We start from the raw sequence: 15,136 nt of genomic DNA on the forward strand, positions 1-15,136 counted from the left end.
ACCTTCGCTGGTGGACTCAGCAGGCGCTCGCCACTGGTGTTCGCCACTGATGCTGGCCCTTGGTGTTCACCGCGGTGCACACGTCAGCTTCGCGCGATCGCGTGCACCCGCTGGCGCACCGCGTCGAAGCGCGGATCGCTGCGCAGCGGGGCGAGCAGCGGGTCGGCGTCGAGGGCGAGGAGCCAGTAGTCACGCGCGTCGATCGCCCGGTCGAGGGCGGCAAAGGCGGCGTCGTGCGCACCTAACGACGCGTGCACCGCCGCCAGGGCGACGGATGGCACGAGCTCCCCGCCGCCATCGCCGCGTTCCTCGAGTTCGGCGAGGATGGCGCGCGCCCCCGCGGCGTCGCCGGCCCGGGCGTGCGCGCAGGCCAGGTTGGCGACGCCCCACGCATGCCGGCGCGAGAGGGCCACCGAGCGCTCGAGGTGGGTGACGGCGCGCGCGGTGTCGCCGGCCTCGAGGAGGGCGAGCCCCAGGCGGCGGTGCACCTCGCTCGCGGCGGGATGCAGCGCGGCGTGCGCATCGAGCACCTCCACGGCCCCGGCGGCGTCGCCGACGAGGAGAAGGGCGAAGCCGAAATCGTTGACCGGGTCGACCGATCGCGGATCGAGCCGTTGCACCTCGCGGCCTAACGCGCGCACCGCCTCCGCGTTGCCGCGGGCGGCGTGGGCGTACAACAGCGACTGGCGTGGAACGACCAACGATGGATGGCTGGCCAGGAGCTGCGCCCCGAGCGTGTCGGCCAGCGCGAGGTCCCATTCGTAGAACGTCGCATTGGCCAGGAGCGAGGCGGTCGCCAGCGGCTCGTCGGGGTCGATGGCGAGGGCGCGGCGCGCCTGTTCGCGCGCGCGATCGCGGGCCCCGCGCGGTGGGAGGGCGAGGAAGATCCCGAAGTTGGTCCACAGCATCGCCAGCCCGCCGAAGGCCCCGGCGATCGCCCCATCCAGGCGGATCGCCCGGTCGAAGCACTGCATCGCGAGCTTGACCCCGATCGGGCGCTGCTCCGAGTGGAAGCGCCCCATCAAGTAGAGGTCGAAGGCCTCCGGATGGTCGCTGATCGGGCGTCGCACCCGCTCGCGCCACGCATCGGTCGGTGTCACCCCACAGACCTCCGCCACTCGCTCCGCCAGCTGTGAAACGCCGCTCGTGAAGGTGAGGGGAGTCATGGTGACTTCGGTGCGCTCGGCGCGCTCCTCGCGCCCACCACCACCGTCGGCCGCGATGACCGTGATCGTCACCTCCGCCCGCAGCTCGCCCGCTTCATCGCTCACCGTACCGGAGACGACGAGATCGGCGCCGACCGCGGCCGCGCAGGTGACGGGCGACTCGGTCGTCCCGCGAAAGGTCGACGAGGTCCCGCGCCCGATCACCGCGAGCCCCGGGAGCTGCGAGAGCGCCATCACGAGCTCATCCGAGACCCCCTCGGCCACGTGAGCGCTCCCCCCATCCACGCCTCGGCTGGAGGCGAACGGGAGAACGAGCACCGTGCAACCGGGGCGCTGTGCGATGGGGGGGAGGGCGGGGGTCATGCCATGATCGAGGCGTTCGCGAACATATCGCTCGCGCCCCCCGCTTCGCCACGGCCGTCCTCTGACTTCGGGACCGTGTCAGCGGTGGCGAGCCGGCGCGGCGGCACCGTCCCTCTTGGCAAGGGGTGGTCAATGTGCAGGCGTGTCGTCTGCACGGCGATCACGACGCGTTTCCCGCGAGGACGTTGAGGCGGCGCAGCTGCTCCGTGGTTCCGAGGACGATGAGGATGTCGTCGGCGCCGAGCGAGAGCGTCGCCGGGGGAGACGTGAGCAGGTGCCCGCTCCCGCCTTCGCTCACGGCGAGCAGCGTGACGCCGAGTTCGTCGGCGAGACGGCACTCGGCCAGGGGACGCCCGTCCAGCCGGCTCTTCGGGCGAACCGTCACCTCGCGCAGCCAGACTTCCACGTCGCGGGAGTGCATGACGAGGTCGAGGAAGTCGCTGACGCGCGGGCTCTGGAGCTGCGCGGCGATGCGGCGACCGGCGAGCCGGTAGGGCGAAATCACCTGATTGGCACCGGCTCGCATCAGCTTGCTCGCCGCTTCGTCGGCGCCGCCGCGGGCGACGATCTGCAGCGTGCCGTTCATGCCGCGCGCGGTGAGGGTGATGACGATGTTCGCGGTGTCTTCTCCAGAGGCAGCTACGAGCCCCGCCGCGCGCGCGATCCCGGCGCGGGCGAGGACCGCTTCGTCGGTTGCGTCGCCGGTGACGCAGGGGAAGCGATCGCCCAGGCGCTGGAGCGCAGAGGGATCCCTCTCCACCACCACGACCTGCAGCCCGTCTTCCTCCAGGTCGAGCGCAACCTGCTCTCCCACGCGACCGTAGCCACAGACGATCTGGTGCCCGGTCATCGCATCGATCTGTCGTTGCATGCGTCGGCTCCTGACCACGCCGGTGAGCGAGCCGCCGATCACGTATTCGGTGAACGTGCCGGCGATGAAGAAGAAGGTCCCGACCCCAGTGATGAGGATGACGATGGTGAAGAGGCGCCCAGCATCGCTGAGTGGGTGCACCTCCATGAAGCCCACCGTGGTGAGCGTCGTGATCGTCATGTAGAGCGCGTCGACGACCGTCCACCCCTCAAGCTGCCGGTAACCGATAATGCCGGCGGCGATGATCAGCAGCAGCACGAGGATCCCCTTGCGCAGGCGGGCCTGCGCGGCGAGGACGGCGGCCGATCGGTGGTCGAGGTGAGCGCTCATGCCTCGGTCACGCTGGCAAAGGGGGTGTCATGACCATGGGAGAGCCCGCCCGCTCGCACCATCGGCGGGATGCCGATGAGAGGGCCACGAACTCCCACTGGCGCTGCCACGATCGTGGCACGTCTCGGGAACCGGAATTACCGCCCCCGAGTAAGGCTTTAGATTGCCACGCCGATCCTTGAGGAACCGCATGTCGTCCGCTCCCCATCGCTTCCCGCCCCGTCGCCGCCGCCTGCGAGCCATGCTCGCGGGGGGACTGCTGGCCGTGGCGACGCAGGGAGCGGTTGGCGCGCCAACTTCGCTGGCGGCGCAGACGGCGGCTGGGGGGGCGGCACGCCCGCTCGCCTTCGGGATCGGCGAGTCGATGGTGTACGACGTGAAGTACGGGATGTTCAACGTCGGGACCGCGCGCATGGAGGTGGTGGGGCTCGACACGTTGCGCGGCCGCCGGGTGTGGCACACCAAGCTCGAGATCAGCGGCGGGATTCCGGGCTATCGCGTGCATGACGTCCTGGAGAGCTGGATCGACGTCGAGACGTTCAACTCGTTGCGCCATCGGCAGGAAACGGTCGAGGGGAAGCGCGAGCGGACGAAAGTCTACGAGATCTACCCCGAGCGCGGTGTCTTTCGCGAGGACGCCAAGCCCGAGCGGCCCACGGTCGCCAATCCGCTCGACGAAGGGGCGTTCATCTTCTTCGTGCGCAACCAACCGCTGGAGGTTGGCCGCACGTACGACTACCCGCGCTACTTCATCCCCGACCGCAACCCGGTCACGGTGATCGCTGCGCGGCGCGAGAAGCTCACCGTCCCGGCCGGGACCTTCCAGACGATCGTCATCAAGCCGATCATCAAGTCCAAGGGGGTCTTCTCGAAGAACGGGCGCGCCGAGATCTGGTTCACCGACGACGAGCGCCGCCTGATGGTGCGCATGGAGACGCACGTGGTCTTCGGGACGATCTCGTTGCAGCTGCGGGAGTTCTCGCAGGGCGCCACGCCCTGACGGGCAGGCGACCGATGCCCCGTCCGAGGACGGCCGCGTTAGGCGACCGCGCCGTACCCGGCGCGGCTCAGTAGGGGAGTCCCACCGTCACGCCGACCGCGCGCGGCGTGAGCAGCGGTGACCAGGTGAAGCCGCGCCGGCCTTCTCTCGACGTGTCGTCGCTCCCGTTCGCGGCCGCGCTCAGCTGCGCGCGTCCGCGCGCCACCGTCACGCGCGCCACGCCGCCACCGATCAGGAGCGCCAACGGGTAGTCGCTCGCCCAGTGCACCCCGTTGTTGACCATCGCGAAACCGAGCACCGTCATCAACGAATAGCCGAGTGGTCGCACGAACGCCTTCTCGGGGTAGTTGAGGGCCACGATCTCCACCGTCGACATGGCCGCGGCCATGTGGCCCGACGGCATCGCATCGTACGCGGGGACATTGGCGTTGTAGTCGCCCAGCGCCGGAAACGGGCGCCAGCGCCCGCGCGGCTCGGTGGCCTCGTTGGGCGTCTGCCGACCGAACGAGCGCTTGAGGAGTTGTGTGTACACGCCGAGCGAGACGAGCCCGGAGGTGATCTCGCTGGCGGTGGTGCGCGCGCGATTGTCGTTCTTCCGCATGCCGTGCACGAGGAATCCCCCCGCCACGAGCAGGTCGGTCGTCCCGTCCCCCAGGAAGTAGAGCGCCGACCCGAGCGTGCTCGGGATCGGGAGCTTCATGCCGGCAAAGCGCAGGTTGATCGACGGGTGGTTGGGCGGGAGGCCAACGTGACGCGCGAGCATGCGCGTCTTGTCGATCAGGTAGTCGTCCGCCGCATAGAGCGCGAGCGTGCTGACGGCGGTAGCCCCCCACTCCGGCAGGCTGCCGGGGCGCAGCCCGAGCGCGAAGGTCCCCGCCACCGTTGCTGGAATCTCGCGCGCCATGCGGAGCCGCACGGGGCGCCGGTACTCGAAGGTGCCGTGCGTCCCCAGCTCGTAGCGCTGCGCCGGCCCCCGCACGTTGAAGACGCGCCGGACGAGCGTATCGGGGGCGAGGGGAGATGGCACCGCGCGGGCGGCGGCCGTCGCGCTGCCAGCGAGCGTATCCGGTGGGAGCCCCTGGGCGGCGGCCGACGTGGTCGAGAGCAGAGACGCTGCCGTTAGGCAACGCCACGCACCACGAGTGATGGTCACGCCGGTAGAACGGCTCACGAACGGCAGGCGCAGCACCATCACCCCCGACAGCGAAGAGCTAGCGACGTCCCGCGTGCCAGGAGAGCGCCTGCATGCCGCTCAGCGTCCCCAGCGCCGCGCCGGTCACCACATCACTCGGCCAATGCGCATTCTGGTACATGCGGGCCAGTCCGACGGACCCGGCCGCGCCGTACAGCGCGCCACGAATGAGCCAACGCTTGGAAGGGTAGCGCCCGGAGAGCTCGCGCGACAACACCGTGGCGAGGGCGAAGGCGGCGCTCGTGTGCCCGGAGGGAAACGACGAACGGCGCGCATCGAAGAAGCCGCGTCCCGGGTAGAAATGGTCCGGGTCGTCGGGGGAGGCGTTGGGGCGCGAGCGCCCGATGAGTCCCTTGATCCCGATGGTGAGCACCCCGCTGAGCATCACGGCCTGCGTCGATTCGACGCCGATGTGCTTGACCACGTCGTTGCCGGCGATCGCGCCGCCGGCCCACATCAGCCCCCCGACCGAGAGTGGAACGAAGCCGCCGAGCGAGGCGCAGAGCACCGAGGCGCGTCGCATCGAGCCATCGTCGGAACGCAGCTTGGCGATCTCGCGCATCATCGGCCCGTCGGCAAGCGAGACCGCCCCCGACACCCCAACCGCGAGAAGCGACGCGCGCACGAACGGCGGCGCCGTGCGTGAGACCGACATGGCATGCAGCGGCAGCAGCGGGGGGAGCTCGAACCTGATCCCGGATTGCAACTGACGGGAAGAGTCCCCGGCGACCGGCGGAAGCGACGGGACGGCCAGAAGCGACGCCTGCGCGCTGAGCGAGGAGGCGTACAACACGGTGCCGGCGACGAGTACCGCGAGCCGTCCAAGGGACACGAATCCTCCGAATGTGCGAGGGGAGCTGCAATCCGATGACACGCGGCGCTCAAGCTCGCCCGGAAAGGCCCGACACGCGAGGGGGGATACGCAAGAAGGTCCAGCCTGTGACGCCTCCGAATCGACGCACGAGCCGACGCGGAGGCAAAAGCGCCGAGCGATCGGCGGGGGAAATGCCGCGATTACTTCCCGCGCTTGAGCAGCTGAAAGACGTCCGAGTAGTCGTCGGTCCACACCCGAATGGGGGCAGACGGGGCGAGGACGTTCCACCCCGCCTCACGAACCAGCGGGGCCAGGGTGTGCGCCTGCGCGGCCAGGGCGACCCAGCGGGAACCGTAGAACAGTTGTTCCTTCTGCTCGGGGGTCACATCCCGATCGACTGAGGCGCCCGCCAGGCGCGCGTCGCGCGCGAGCTCGACCAGCACCGGCCTGAGGTCGAGATAGCGGTTACTGATGTGAAAGGCGACGATCCCGCCCGGGCGCAGCTTGCGGGCGTAGAGCTGGAGCGCCTCGCGAGTGAGCAGGTGCACCGGGATGGCGTCGGAGCTGAAGGCGTCGAGCGTGATCAGGTCGAAAGACGAATCGGGGGCGCTGGCCAGCGAGAGGCGGGCATCGCCAAGGATGATCCGGACGTCGGGCTGGCAGTCGCGCAGGTACGTGAAGAGTTGCGGCGAGCGCGCGATGGCGACCACCAACGGGTCGATCTCATAGTAGGTCCATTGCTCCCCGGGACGGGCATAACACGCCGTCGTGCCGGTCCCCAACCCAACCAGGGCGACCTGTCGCGGCCCGACCGAGTCGGTCGTGAGGCGGAAGAGGTCGCCCAGCGGCCCGTCGCGGTGATAGTAGGTCAGGGGCTCGGTGGTGCGGCGCATGAGGAGGGACTGGCCGCCGTGGGTCGTGGTCCCGTGCTGGAGCAGGCGGTAGTTCTGCCAGTGGCGCACTCGGTAGACCCCGAAGAACGACCGTGCCTGGTAGATCGTGTCGTCGGACGCTCGGGCGCCGGCATCGATGCCGAGGTAGATGGCGGCGGCGCCGAGTGCGAGGCGCAGTGATCGCCGGTAGAAGGAGGACGCGAGCAGGGCGGCGACGACCAGGTAGGCGTACAGCGCGTACTCACCCCACTTCCCGGCCGGCGTGGGGAGGAGGTAGCCCACCGAGACGAAGCCGAAGAGGGCGATCGGGAGGGCGAGATCGAGCAGGAGCGCTCGTCGGGCGTCGCCACCAGCGGCGGTGCGCATGGGCCGGAGCCCGAGGGCGATGATCATCGCGAACGGGTACTCCACGACGCGGTCGTAGAGGAGCGGCGCGAGGAGGACGTTGAAGACGCCGCCCAGCAGCCCCCCCAGCGACATCCACAAGTAGAACTCCGTGAGGTGCTCGGCGCGCGGACGGGCGTCGGCCAGCTCGCGGTGGCAGACCATCGCGGTCACGAAGAAGGTGACCAGGTGGAGCGTGGCGACGGCGGTGGGGCGCTTGGACGACTCGGCGCCAAGGAAGAGCAGGAGCGCGAGGGTGAGGACGAGGTGCAACGCCAGGAGGAAGCCGCGGTTGAGTGGCGGGCGCCGGGCGAAGACGAAGACGAAGGTGAGGAGGTAGAGCGCCAGCGGTACGACCCAGAGGAAGGGGACCGAGGCGATGTCGGTGCTGAGGAAGGTGGTGACGCCGAGCAGGAGCGACGACGGGGCGAAGGAGAGGAGGACCCAGCGTAGGCGCCAGGCGTTGGTGGGGACGAGGGTGGGGGGTGGGGGTTCGTCGTCTGGGGTGAGGGGGTGAGGGCGCGGGGGGCCCCCCCCAATAACAACGCTACCGTCGGACAGCCCCTCGGCTGTCATCGTTTCATTGCGCGCGTCATCCTCGCGTTTCACCCCCCGCGCCGCGTCATCGCGCGCTCCCGTCGCCACCGCGCTCGCGCGCCACGTCCACGCTGCCCCACCGGCCGCGAGCACCAGGAACAACAGCGCGCCATATCCCCACGTCCATTGCGCGCTCTGCTCGCCGAGCCGCAGCCGCGGCTCGACAAGGGTCGGATAGCTGAGGAGCGCGGCGAAGCTCCCGATGTTGCTCGCGACGTACAGGAAGTACGGATTGCCTGCCATCGGGTGCCGAGTGCCGGCAAACCACCGTTGGAGCATCGGGGCCCCGGCCGCCAGGAGGACGAACGGGGCCCCCAGCGTACCGGCGAGCAGGGTGAGGAGCCAGCCGATGGTTGCCCCCGTCCCCACCGTCGGCGGCGCGACGCGTGCGACCCCGATGGGGAGCATCGCCGCTGCCGCCACGAGCAGTGCCAGGTGCAACGCCGCCTGGCGCGACACGGTCAGCCAGCGCGAGGTGACGTGCGCATAGAGGTAGCCGACCAGCAGCGCCCCCTGGAAGAAGAGGAGGCAGGTATTCCAGACCGACGGTGTTCCGCCTAACAAGGGGAGCACCATCTTGGTGAACATCGGCTCCACGGCGAACAGCAGCGCCGCATTGAGGAAGGTCGCGACGGCGAACAGGGCCACGAGGGCGGACGCCGGAAAGCTCATTGCCAGGGGAGTGCCGTCAGGGCTCGGGGGCGCGCACGAGGGGGAGAGCGATTGGCCGTGCCAGCCGCGCGCTGGATCGTAATTCGGAGGCGCCGTCGCAGCCACCGGTGCCGGCACCGGAGCGGCCACACGCCTGACGCTCGACGTGCCGCTCGACGTGCAGTTCAGTGCGTGCGTGTCTCGGGTCGGCCAAACGCCTCGACTTCATCCGCAAACCGCGCCATCGTCCATGAGACGAATGCTGGCCGCCCCTCTCCCTCACCACTCCCTGCGATGGACAACCCGCCACAGGGCTCGTCGCACGCTTCGAGCTTTCACCTGCCGCCGCCGCTCGTCTACGCGGTCCCATTCGTGGGCGCCCTGCTCCTCGACCGGTGGCACCCACTCCCGCTTCTTCCGCGCACCATCGGCACGTGGATCGGCCTCCCCCTCCTCGCCCTGGCGACGATCGGCATCTCCGCCCTGCTGCGTTTCCGCCGCGCCCGCACCAGCCCCTTGCCGTGGCGCCCGACGACCGCGCTCGTGACTGACGGGCCGTATCGCATCTCGCGCAACCCGATGTACCTCGGCCTCACCCTGCTGTACCTGGGCGCCACCGCCCTCGCCAACTCGGCATGGCCGCTGGTCGGGCTCCCCGTCATCATCCTCGTGATGAACGTCGTGGTCATCCCCGGCGAGGAAGCGCGTCTCGAGGCGATGTTCGGCCCCACCTATCGCGAGTACTGCGCCCGGGTGCGTCGCTGGGTGTGACCGTGCCGGCGCGCGGCGAGGGTCGTTAGGCGCCCGCGGCGCGACCGCTGGTTTCAAGACCCGTCGCCGCGCCGTTGCCGGCGCAGGGCGCCGGCGCTGCGGCTGCGCTTGCGGCCGCGGGTCTCGAAACCTCGGTTAGCGCGCCACGCGGTTGCCGGCGATCCACACCGAGTGGATGCGGCGCACGTTGGAGATGTCGGCCAGCGGGTCGGCGTCGAGGACGACGAAGTCCCCCCACTTCCCGCGCTCCAGCGTCCCCAGGTCACGCTCGATCTGCATGCAGCGCGCCGCACCGAGGGTCGCCGCGGTGAGGACCTGCCGCGGGGTGAGCCCCGCCTTGACCATCAGCTCCAGCTCCATCAGCTCGAAGTAACCCTGGAAGCGCCCCATGGGACCGGTGTCGGTCCCCATCGCGATCGGGATGCCGGCGTCGGCGAGTCGCGTGAGGTTGCGGCTGGCGACGTCCAGCGCCGCCTTGTAGCGCTGCGCGCTGGGGCTTCGCCGCATGGCGTCCTGGCGCGCCGGCTCCTGCACCGTCGCCATCCACTCACGATTGGCGTGCGTGAGGAAGAGCGAATCGCCGAACCATGCCGGGGTCGATTCGTACACGAAGGCCGACACCTCGCGCATGAGCGTGGGGCTGACGCAGACGCCGCGCGCGCGGAGCGCCGCAATCAGCTCGGCGTCGACGTCGGCATCACGCACGCTGTGCGCCACCAGGTCGGCGCCGGCAGCCAGGAGCGACTTGGCATCGGCGAGGTAGAAGAGGTGCGCCGCCAGCCGCAAACCGCGCGCGTGCGCTTCCGCGATGACCACCCGGTACACCTCGGGGGACATCTTGACCGCCGTGCCGAGGTTGTCATCGACGCGGATCTTGACCATGTCCACCCGCTGCGCGGCGACCGCCGCCACCTGCGCGCGCGCCTCGTCCGGCGTGGTCGCCGTGATCACCGGCCCCGCCACGAAGACGCGGGCCCGCGCCTGCGTGGGGGCCTCCTGCCCCCGGCGCGCCTCGAAGACATCGGCTGGCTCGCCGCCCAGCGAGTAGACGGTCGTCACGCCGTACGCCGCGTACGTGTCGAGGTCCTTCGCCCCGGTCACGTGCCCGTGCGCATTGATCAACCCCGGCATCACCGTCTTCCCGTCGAGCGCCACGCGCTCGGCCCCCGCCGGGATCGTGATGCGGGCGGCGGGACCGACGGCGACGATCCGCCCATCGCGCACCACGATCGTCGCATTCGTGATCGGCGGCCGATCGGTGCCGTCGATGACGCGGGCACCGGTGAAGGCGCGCACCGTGGTCGGCGCCGACTGCGCCGACACGACGGTCGTCAGGCAGCAGCAGGCAGCGGAGAGGAATCGAGCAAGCGACATGCGGTGGGAATCCCGGGGGATGCGCCGAGGCGCGTAGGGGCACGCGATGCGGCGGCGCATCGGCGCGTGGAGCATGGGGGCGATGTCATCCGCCGGCAAGCACGTGCCCGGCGATGTGCGGCCGGCGTCCCCCTCTGCGTGCGGAGCCAACGGCGCGCCATCGCGCGACCGACACTCACGCGCGCGTCGGTCGGATGTCGACGCTGATCTCTCGCCACCGCCCCTGCCTGAAACGCCAGATCGAGAGGAGGCAGCGCGTCACGTGGCCGGCGAGGATCGCGCGCCAGATGTCCCACGGGTCGAGCGTGGAGTAGCGCTGCACGAGCCAGCAGATCCCCAGCGGAATCACGATCTGCGAGACGAGGGAGATGTACAGCGGACTGCGCGTGTCGCCCGTCCCCTGCAACCCACCGGTGTAGGTGAGGGCCACGGCAACGAAGACCCCGGAGACGCTGAGGTAGCGCAGGAGCTGCACGCCGAGCTCCACGGCGGTTGGCTCGGTCATCCCGAAGAGGGCGAGCAGCTGTCGCGGGATGAGGACGAAGAGGAGCCCCATCGCGGCGGCACCGGTCGCCGCAATCCGCGCGGCCTCGAAGGCCGACCGCTGGGCGCGATCGGCGTTCCCCGACCCCAGGCTCTGCCCCGCCACGGTGGCCACTGCTCCCGTGAGCCCCGCCGACGTCCACGTGATGAGCGAGAAGAGCTCGGTGTAGCCCACCGCGTACGCTGCCTGCGCCTGCCCGCTCATCGCCAGCGACCCGATGAAGCCGAGCAGCATGACACCGCCGACGTTCATCGCCACCCCCTGCACTCCGCTCGGGAGTCCAAAGCGAAACAGCGCCCGCACGATGTCCCACTCGATGCGGAACGCCTCCCCGCGCGGAAAGCGCACCACCCAGCTCCCGCTCCACAGCTTGTACGCGGAGTACAGCGCCACGCTCCCGGTGGCGATCGCCGTCCCGATCGCGGCCCCGCTGGTGCCGAGTGCCGGGAATGGGCCGAGCCCTTGGATGAGGATGACGTTGAAGGTGATGTTGAGCGCGGTGACGGCGATGCCCAGCCGCAACGGCGTGCGCGCATCGCCCGCGGAGCGGAGGGCCCCGCCCACCATGTAGAAGAGGAGCATCCCCACGCCGAAGACGAACATGATGCGCAGGAACGGGAGCGCCTCGGCCTGGACGTTAGGCGCGGCATTCACCAGCGACAGCAGCGCGGGGGCGGCGAAGTAGCCGATGGGCGCCAGGACCCCGACCGAGAGCCCGACCGCCACCAGGAAGGCCTGCAGGACGGTGCGGTTCACCCGATCCGCGTCGCGCGCACCGACGAAGCGGGCGACCAGGACGCTCATCCCGATGAAGAGCGACGAGATGAAGGCGATGACGACGAGGTAGATCTGGAGGCTGACGCCGATCGCGGCGTTGCCGGCGTAGCCGACGTAGTGACCGACCAGGGCGTGATCGATGACCCCCTGCAATCCACCAATGACGTTCTGCAGCATCGTGGGCCACGCGATGCGCCAGACCGCGGGGAGCAGGGGCCCGTCGATGAGGGCGCGATCGTAGACGTCCGGGCCGGACGCCCCACCGGGGGACGCAGCGCTCACCAGGGAGCTTCGGTGCGAGCCGGGGGCCCGATGGCGATCGCGGCTATTGCGAGCGTTTGCCGGTGAAGGTAGCGCTCCCCATCCCACCCATCTCCAGCGTTCCCTTGAGGTTGTCCTTGTCGACGATCACCCCGACGAACTCGAAGTCGGGCATCCCGTCGGCCCCCTTCATGGCAAACTTGACCGTATCGCCCTTCACCGTCCCTTCGACCGCACGGCTCCCCAGTCGCTGCGACTCGTACGTCCCGGTGAGCTTTTCCCCCTCCTGCTTGAGGGTGACCGTGGGATATCCGGTCCCGTTCTCGGTCGTGACGGCAAACGCCCACTTGCCGGTGACATCGACCCCCTTCTGCTGGGCGTGAACGGCGGAGCTCCCGAAGGCGAACAGGGCGACGAGGGCGAGCAGGAAACGGAGGCGCGTCATGGCAGGCGTCGGCATGGGGTGATGGCGCGCGCGGGAGTCAGCGCGGCGCGTCCAACAATCCTAATGGCGTGCGCCGTCGCCGCACTATGCCGTGGGGGTGAGCCGATGGCCGGGGGGTGCGCCCCCGCCACGCTGCTCGGCCACGAATTCGCCCCACCGCCGGGCGACCTGCACCATCGCCGAGCGGGCCGCCGGGACGACCGTGGTCATGTGGGCAAAGCCGTGCACGAGCGGCGGGAAATGCAGGTGCTCCGTGCGCACTCCCGCCAGGCGCAAACTTTCGGAGTAGTCGCGCCCCTCGTCGCTCAGCGGATCATAGCCGGCGGTGACCACGAGCGCCGGCGGCGCGAGCGAATGATCGCCCTCACGCCGCGGTGAGGCGCGGGGGTCGGCGCGCGACGCAAGCGCGTCACCCAGGTAGAGGTCGCGAAAGGCATCGACGTCCCGTTTTTCCAGCACGTAGCCGGTGGCGAAGAGACGACGCGACGCGGTGGCGACGTCGGCATCGGTGACCGGGTAGAGCAGGAGCTGCGCCACCGGCGGGCATCCGGCGCGCGAACGGGCGAGCGCTGCGACCGTGGCCAGGTTCCCCCCGGCGCTGTCGCCGCCCACCCCGACCGCCGACGGATCGGCGCCTAACGACTCGGCGTGCTCCTGCGCCCAGCGCAACGCGGCGATGGCATCGTCGACCGCGCACGGAAAGCGATGCTCCGGCGCCAGTCGATACGCTACGCTCAACACGTGCATCGCGGCGTGGTGACACAACTGGCGGCACGGCTCGTCGTGCGTCTCGAGGTCGCCGATGGCGAAACCGCCCCCGTGCAGGTAGACGAGGAGCGGCGCGCGTTCCGCCGCCGCGGCGACCGGCGCATAGTGCCGCGCCAACAGCGTCCCCGCGCCCCCATCGACCTGGAGCTCGCGCACGCGCCCCACGGGCGTGAGTGGGCCCGCAACGCCTGCCGTCTCGCGGCGATAGCGGGCACGCCCCGCCGTGACCGTTGGCTCGCACATCCCCGGATCGCCCTTGCGCCGTCGGGCGGCGAGGAGGAACTGCACATGTGCGTCGAGCGTCGCACCGTTCACGACCGTCGGGCGCTCACCAACGAGCCGCAGCAACCAGGCGCCAGGGACGTGAGAGAGCAGGCGTGCGATGCGCCCTTCGATCGACTCGCGCAGGCCAGGGCGCACGGGGTCGGGGCGGCCCGCGCCGTCGCCGGTATCACCCATGCGCGACGCTCCCCCGTTGAGACGGTCGCGCCGCCGCGAACAGGTAGTCCTGGGCACGCACATCCTTCACGGTACGGCGGAAGCGGCCGATGCCAAGTGGCCAGAGCGCGGAGTTGCGTCCGGTGCGATCCAGATACCAGCTGTCGCAGCCGCCGCTGTTCCACACGGTGGGGGCGAGCTGCGCGTCGAGCCACTCCACGTAGCGGCGCTGCGCGTCGGCGCTGGGCTCCGCAGTCGTGGCGCCGCGCGACTGCATCAGGCGCAGCACGCCCAGCAGGTGCTCGATCTGGGCCTCCGCCATCAGCATGACCGATGAGTGCCCAAGCCCGGTGTTGGGGCCCAGGAGGAAGAAGAGGTTCGGGAATCCCGCTTCGGTGGTCCCCATGTACGCGGCCGGGCTCCCCTGCCACGCCTCGGCGAGCGACTGCCCGTCGCGCCCAAGCACGAACGGCGCCAACGGGGGATCGGTGGCCCGGAAGCCGGTCCCGAGGATGATCGCATCCACCTCGCGCGTGCGGCCGTCGGCGGTGGTCACGCCGGTGTTGGTGACGGCGACCACCCGCTCGGTCACCAAGTCGACGTTCGGCCGTGTGACCGCCGGGTAGTAGTCGTCGGAGATGAGGATGCGCTTGCATCCGATGGTGAAGGGCGGGGTGAGCTTGGCCCGCAGCTCGCGGTCGGCGACCTGCGCCTCGAGGTGCCGGCGCGCCACCCATTCCACCACGCGAGCGACTCGTGGGTGGCGAAAGGGGACGAGCAGGGCCTCGCGAAAGGCGTAGAGCGCCTGGCGCTCCGCCAGTTGCACCGCCGGCACGGCGCGATAGAGCGCGCGCCGCCAGCCGGCGATCGCGCGATCACGCCGCGGCATGATCCAGGGCGGTGTGCGCTGGAACAGGTCCAGGCGCGCCACCACCGGCTGGATGCGCGGCACGAACTGGATGGCCGAGGCGCCGGTCCCGATCACCGCGACGCGCTTGCCCTGCAGCGGATACGCGTGGTCCCACTGCGAGGAGTGAAAGCGAGGTCCCGCGAACCGATCGAGTCCCGGGATATCGGGGATGACCGGATCGCTCAGCGGACCGTTGGCCAGCACGAGCAGCTCCGCGCTCCACCGCCCACCGCTGCTGGTCACGTCCCACCGGTGCGACTCGTCGTCCCACACGGCGCCCGTGACGTCCTGGCCAAAGACCATGTGCCGGGTGACGTCGAAGCGCTCGGCGCAGCGCTGCAAGTACGCCCAGATCTCCGGCTGCGGGGAAAAGACGTGGCTCCAGTCGGGGTTGGGGGCGAACGAGAAGGAGTAGAGCGTCGACTGGACGTCGCAGGCGCACCCCGGATAGCTGTTGTCGCGCCAGGTGCCGCCTAACGCCTGTGCGCGCTCGAGGAGCACGAAGTCCTCGATGCCCTGCTGCCGCAGGCGTATCGCCAGGCCGATGCCGGAGAAACCGGCGCCGACGATAACGAGGCGCACCCGGC

Annotated in this window: 12 protein-coding genes; 2 read left to right on the plus strand and 10 right to left on the minus strand. The window is 70.3% G+C overall.

All coding sequences use genetic code 11. The annotated features are described in order from the left end of the window. Positions 1 to 83: 83 nt before the first annotated feature. Entirely contained in the window at positions 84 to 1,529 is a 1,446-nt protein-coding gene (locus tag IPN47_27055; GenBank protein MBK9411641.1) for a hypothetical protein, read from the minus strand. 160 nt (positions 1,530 to 1,689) lie between these two features. After that, positions 1,690 to 2,730, minus strand: a complete 1,041-nt coding sequence (locus IPN47_27060; protein ID MBK9411642.1) for a potassium channel protein — start codon at positions 2,728 to 2,730, stop codon at positions 1,690 to 1,692. Positions 2,731 to 2,920: 190 nt separating this feature from the next. Here IPN47_27060 and IPN47_27065 point away from each other — a divergent pair, with 190 nt between their 5' ends. After that, positions 2,921 to 3,730, plus strand: coding sequence for a DUF3108 domain-containing protein (locus tag IPN47_27065; protein ID MBK9411643.1), 810 nt, complete (start codon positions 2,921 to 2,923; stop codon positions 3,728 to 3,730). Positions 3,731 to 3,797: 67 nt separating this feature from the next. Here IPN47_27065 and IPN47_27070 read toward each other — a convergent pair whose 3' ends face one another. The 3 genes from IPN47_27070 to IPN47_27080 all read right to left on the minus strand — a co-directional run bounded on the left by IPN47_27070 (position 3,798) and on the right by IPN47_27080 (position 8,282). Then, a complete protein-coding gene (locus IPN47_27070; GenBank protein ID MBK9411644.1) occupies positions 3,798 to 4,883 on the minus strand; it encodes a phosphatase PAP2 family protein in 1,086 nt (361 codons plus the stop codon). A 58-nt stretch (positions 4,884 to 4,941) separates the two neighbouring features. Beyond that, a complete protein-coding gene (locus IPN47_27075; GenBank protein ID MBK9411645.1) occupies positions 4,942 to 5,754 on the minus strand; it encodes a phosphatase PAP2 family protein in 813 nt (270 codons plus the stop codon). Positions 5,755 to 5,936: 182 nt separating this feature from the next. Next, positions 5,937 to 8,282, minus strand: a complete 2,346-nt coding sequence (locus IPN47_27080; protein MBK9411646.1) for a fused MFS/spermidine synthase — start codon at positions 8,280 to 8,282, stop codon at positions 5,937 to 5,939. Between the two features lie 273 nt (positions 8,283 to 8,555). Here IPN47_27080 and IPN47_27085 point away from each other — a divergent pair, with 273 nt between their 5' ends. Next, positions 8,556 to 9,032, plus strand: coding sequence for an isoprenylcysteine carboxylmethyltransferase family protein (locus IPN47_27085; GenBank protein MBK9411647.1), 477 nt, complete (start codon positions 8,556 to 8,558; stop codon positions 9,030 to 9,032). Positions 9,033 to 9,167: 135 nt separating this feature from the next. Here the strand turns inward: IPN47_27085 and IPN47_27090 are convergent, their stop codons facing one another. The 5 genes from IPN47_27090 to IPN47_27110 form a co-directional block, all read right to left on the minus strand. Next, positions 9,168 to 10,406, minus strand: a complete 1,239-nt coding sequence (locus IPN47_27090) for an amidohydrolase family protein (GenBank protein ID MBK9411648.1) — start codon at positions 10,404 to 10,406, stop codon at positions 9,168 to 9,170. A 175-nt stretch (positions 10,407 to 10,581) separates the two neighbouring features. Continuing rightward, the gene (locus IPN47_27095) at positions 10,582 to 12,009 is read right to left on the minus strand and encodes an MATE family efflux transporter (GenBank protein ID MBK9411649.1); all 1,428 of its coding nucleotides are present in this window, start codon (positions 12,007 to 12,009) and stop codon (positions 10,582 to 10,584) included. A gap of 43 nt (positions 12,010 to 12,052) precedes the next feature. Next, a complete protein-coding gene (locus IPN47_27100) occupies positions 12,053 to 12,433 on the minus strand; it encodes a hypothetical protein (GenBank protein MBK9411650.1) in 381 nt (126 codons plus the stop codon). A gap of 84 nt (positions 12,434 to 12,517) precedes the next feature. After that, entirely contained in the window at positions 12,518 to 13,621 is a 1,104-nt protein-coding gene (locus IPN47_27105; protein MBK9411651.1) for an alpha/beta hydrolase, read from the minus strand. 31 nt (positions 13,622 to 13,652) lie between these two features. Then, positions 13,653 to 15,131 (minus strand): NAD(P)/FAD-dependent oxidoreductase, encoded by a 1,479-nt coding sequence (locus IPN47_27110; protein ID MBK9411652.1) that lies wholly within the window; start codon positions 15,129 to 15,131, stop codon positions 13,653 to 13,655. Positions 15,132 to 15,136 lie beyond the last annotated feature (5 nt).

The organism is Gemmatimonadota bacterium, from assembly GCA_016719105.1.
GTDB lineage: Bacteria > Gemmatimonadota > Gemmatimonadetes > Gemmatimonadales > Gemmatimonadaceae > SCN-70-22.

Coding starts and splice junctions, on each gene's coding strand:
- IPN47_27100 (MBK9411650.1), bottom strand. CDS start 12,433: ATGACGCGCCTCCGTTTCCTGCTCGCCCTCGTCGCCCTGTTCGCCTTC.
- IPN47_27060 (MBK9411642.1), bottom strand. CDS start 2,730: ATGAGCGCTCACCTCGACCACCGATCGGCCGCCGTCCTCGCCGCGCAG.
- IPN47_27085 (MBK9411647.1), top strand. CDS start 8,556: ATGGACAACCCGCCACAGGGCTCGTCGCACGCTTCGAGCTTTCACCTG.
- IPN47_27055 (MBK9411641.1), bottom strand. CDS start 1,529: ATGACCCCCGCCCTCCCCCCCATCGCACAGCGCCCCGGTTGCACGGTG.
- IPN47_27065 (MBK9411643.1), top strand. CDS start 2,921: ATGTCGTCCGCTCCCCATCGCTTCCCGCCCCGTCGCCGCCGCCTGCGA.
- IPN47_27090 (MBK9411648.1), bottom strand. CDS start 10,406: ATGTCGCTTGCTCGATTCCTCTCCGCTGCCTGCTGCTGCCTGACGACC.
- IPN47_27080 (MBK9411646.1), bottom strand. CDS start 8,282: ATGAGCTTTCCGGCGTCCGCCCTCGTGGCCCTGTTCGCCGTCGCGACC.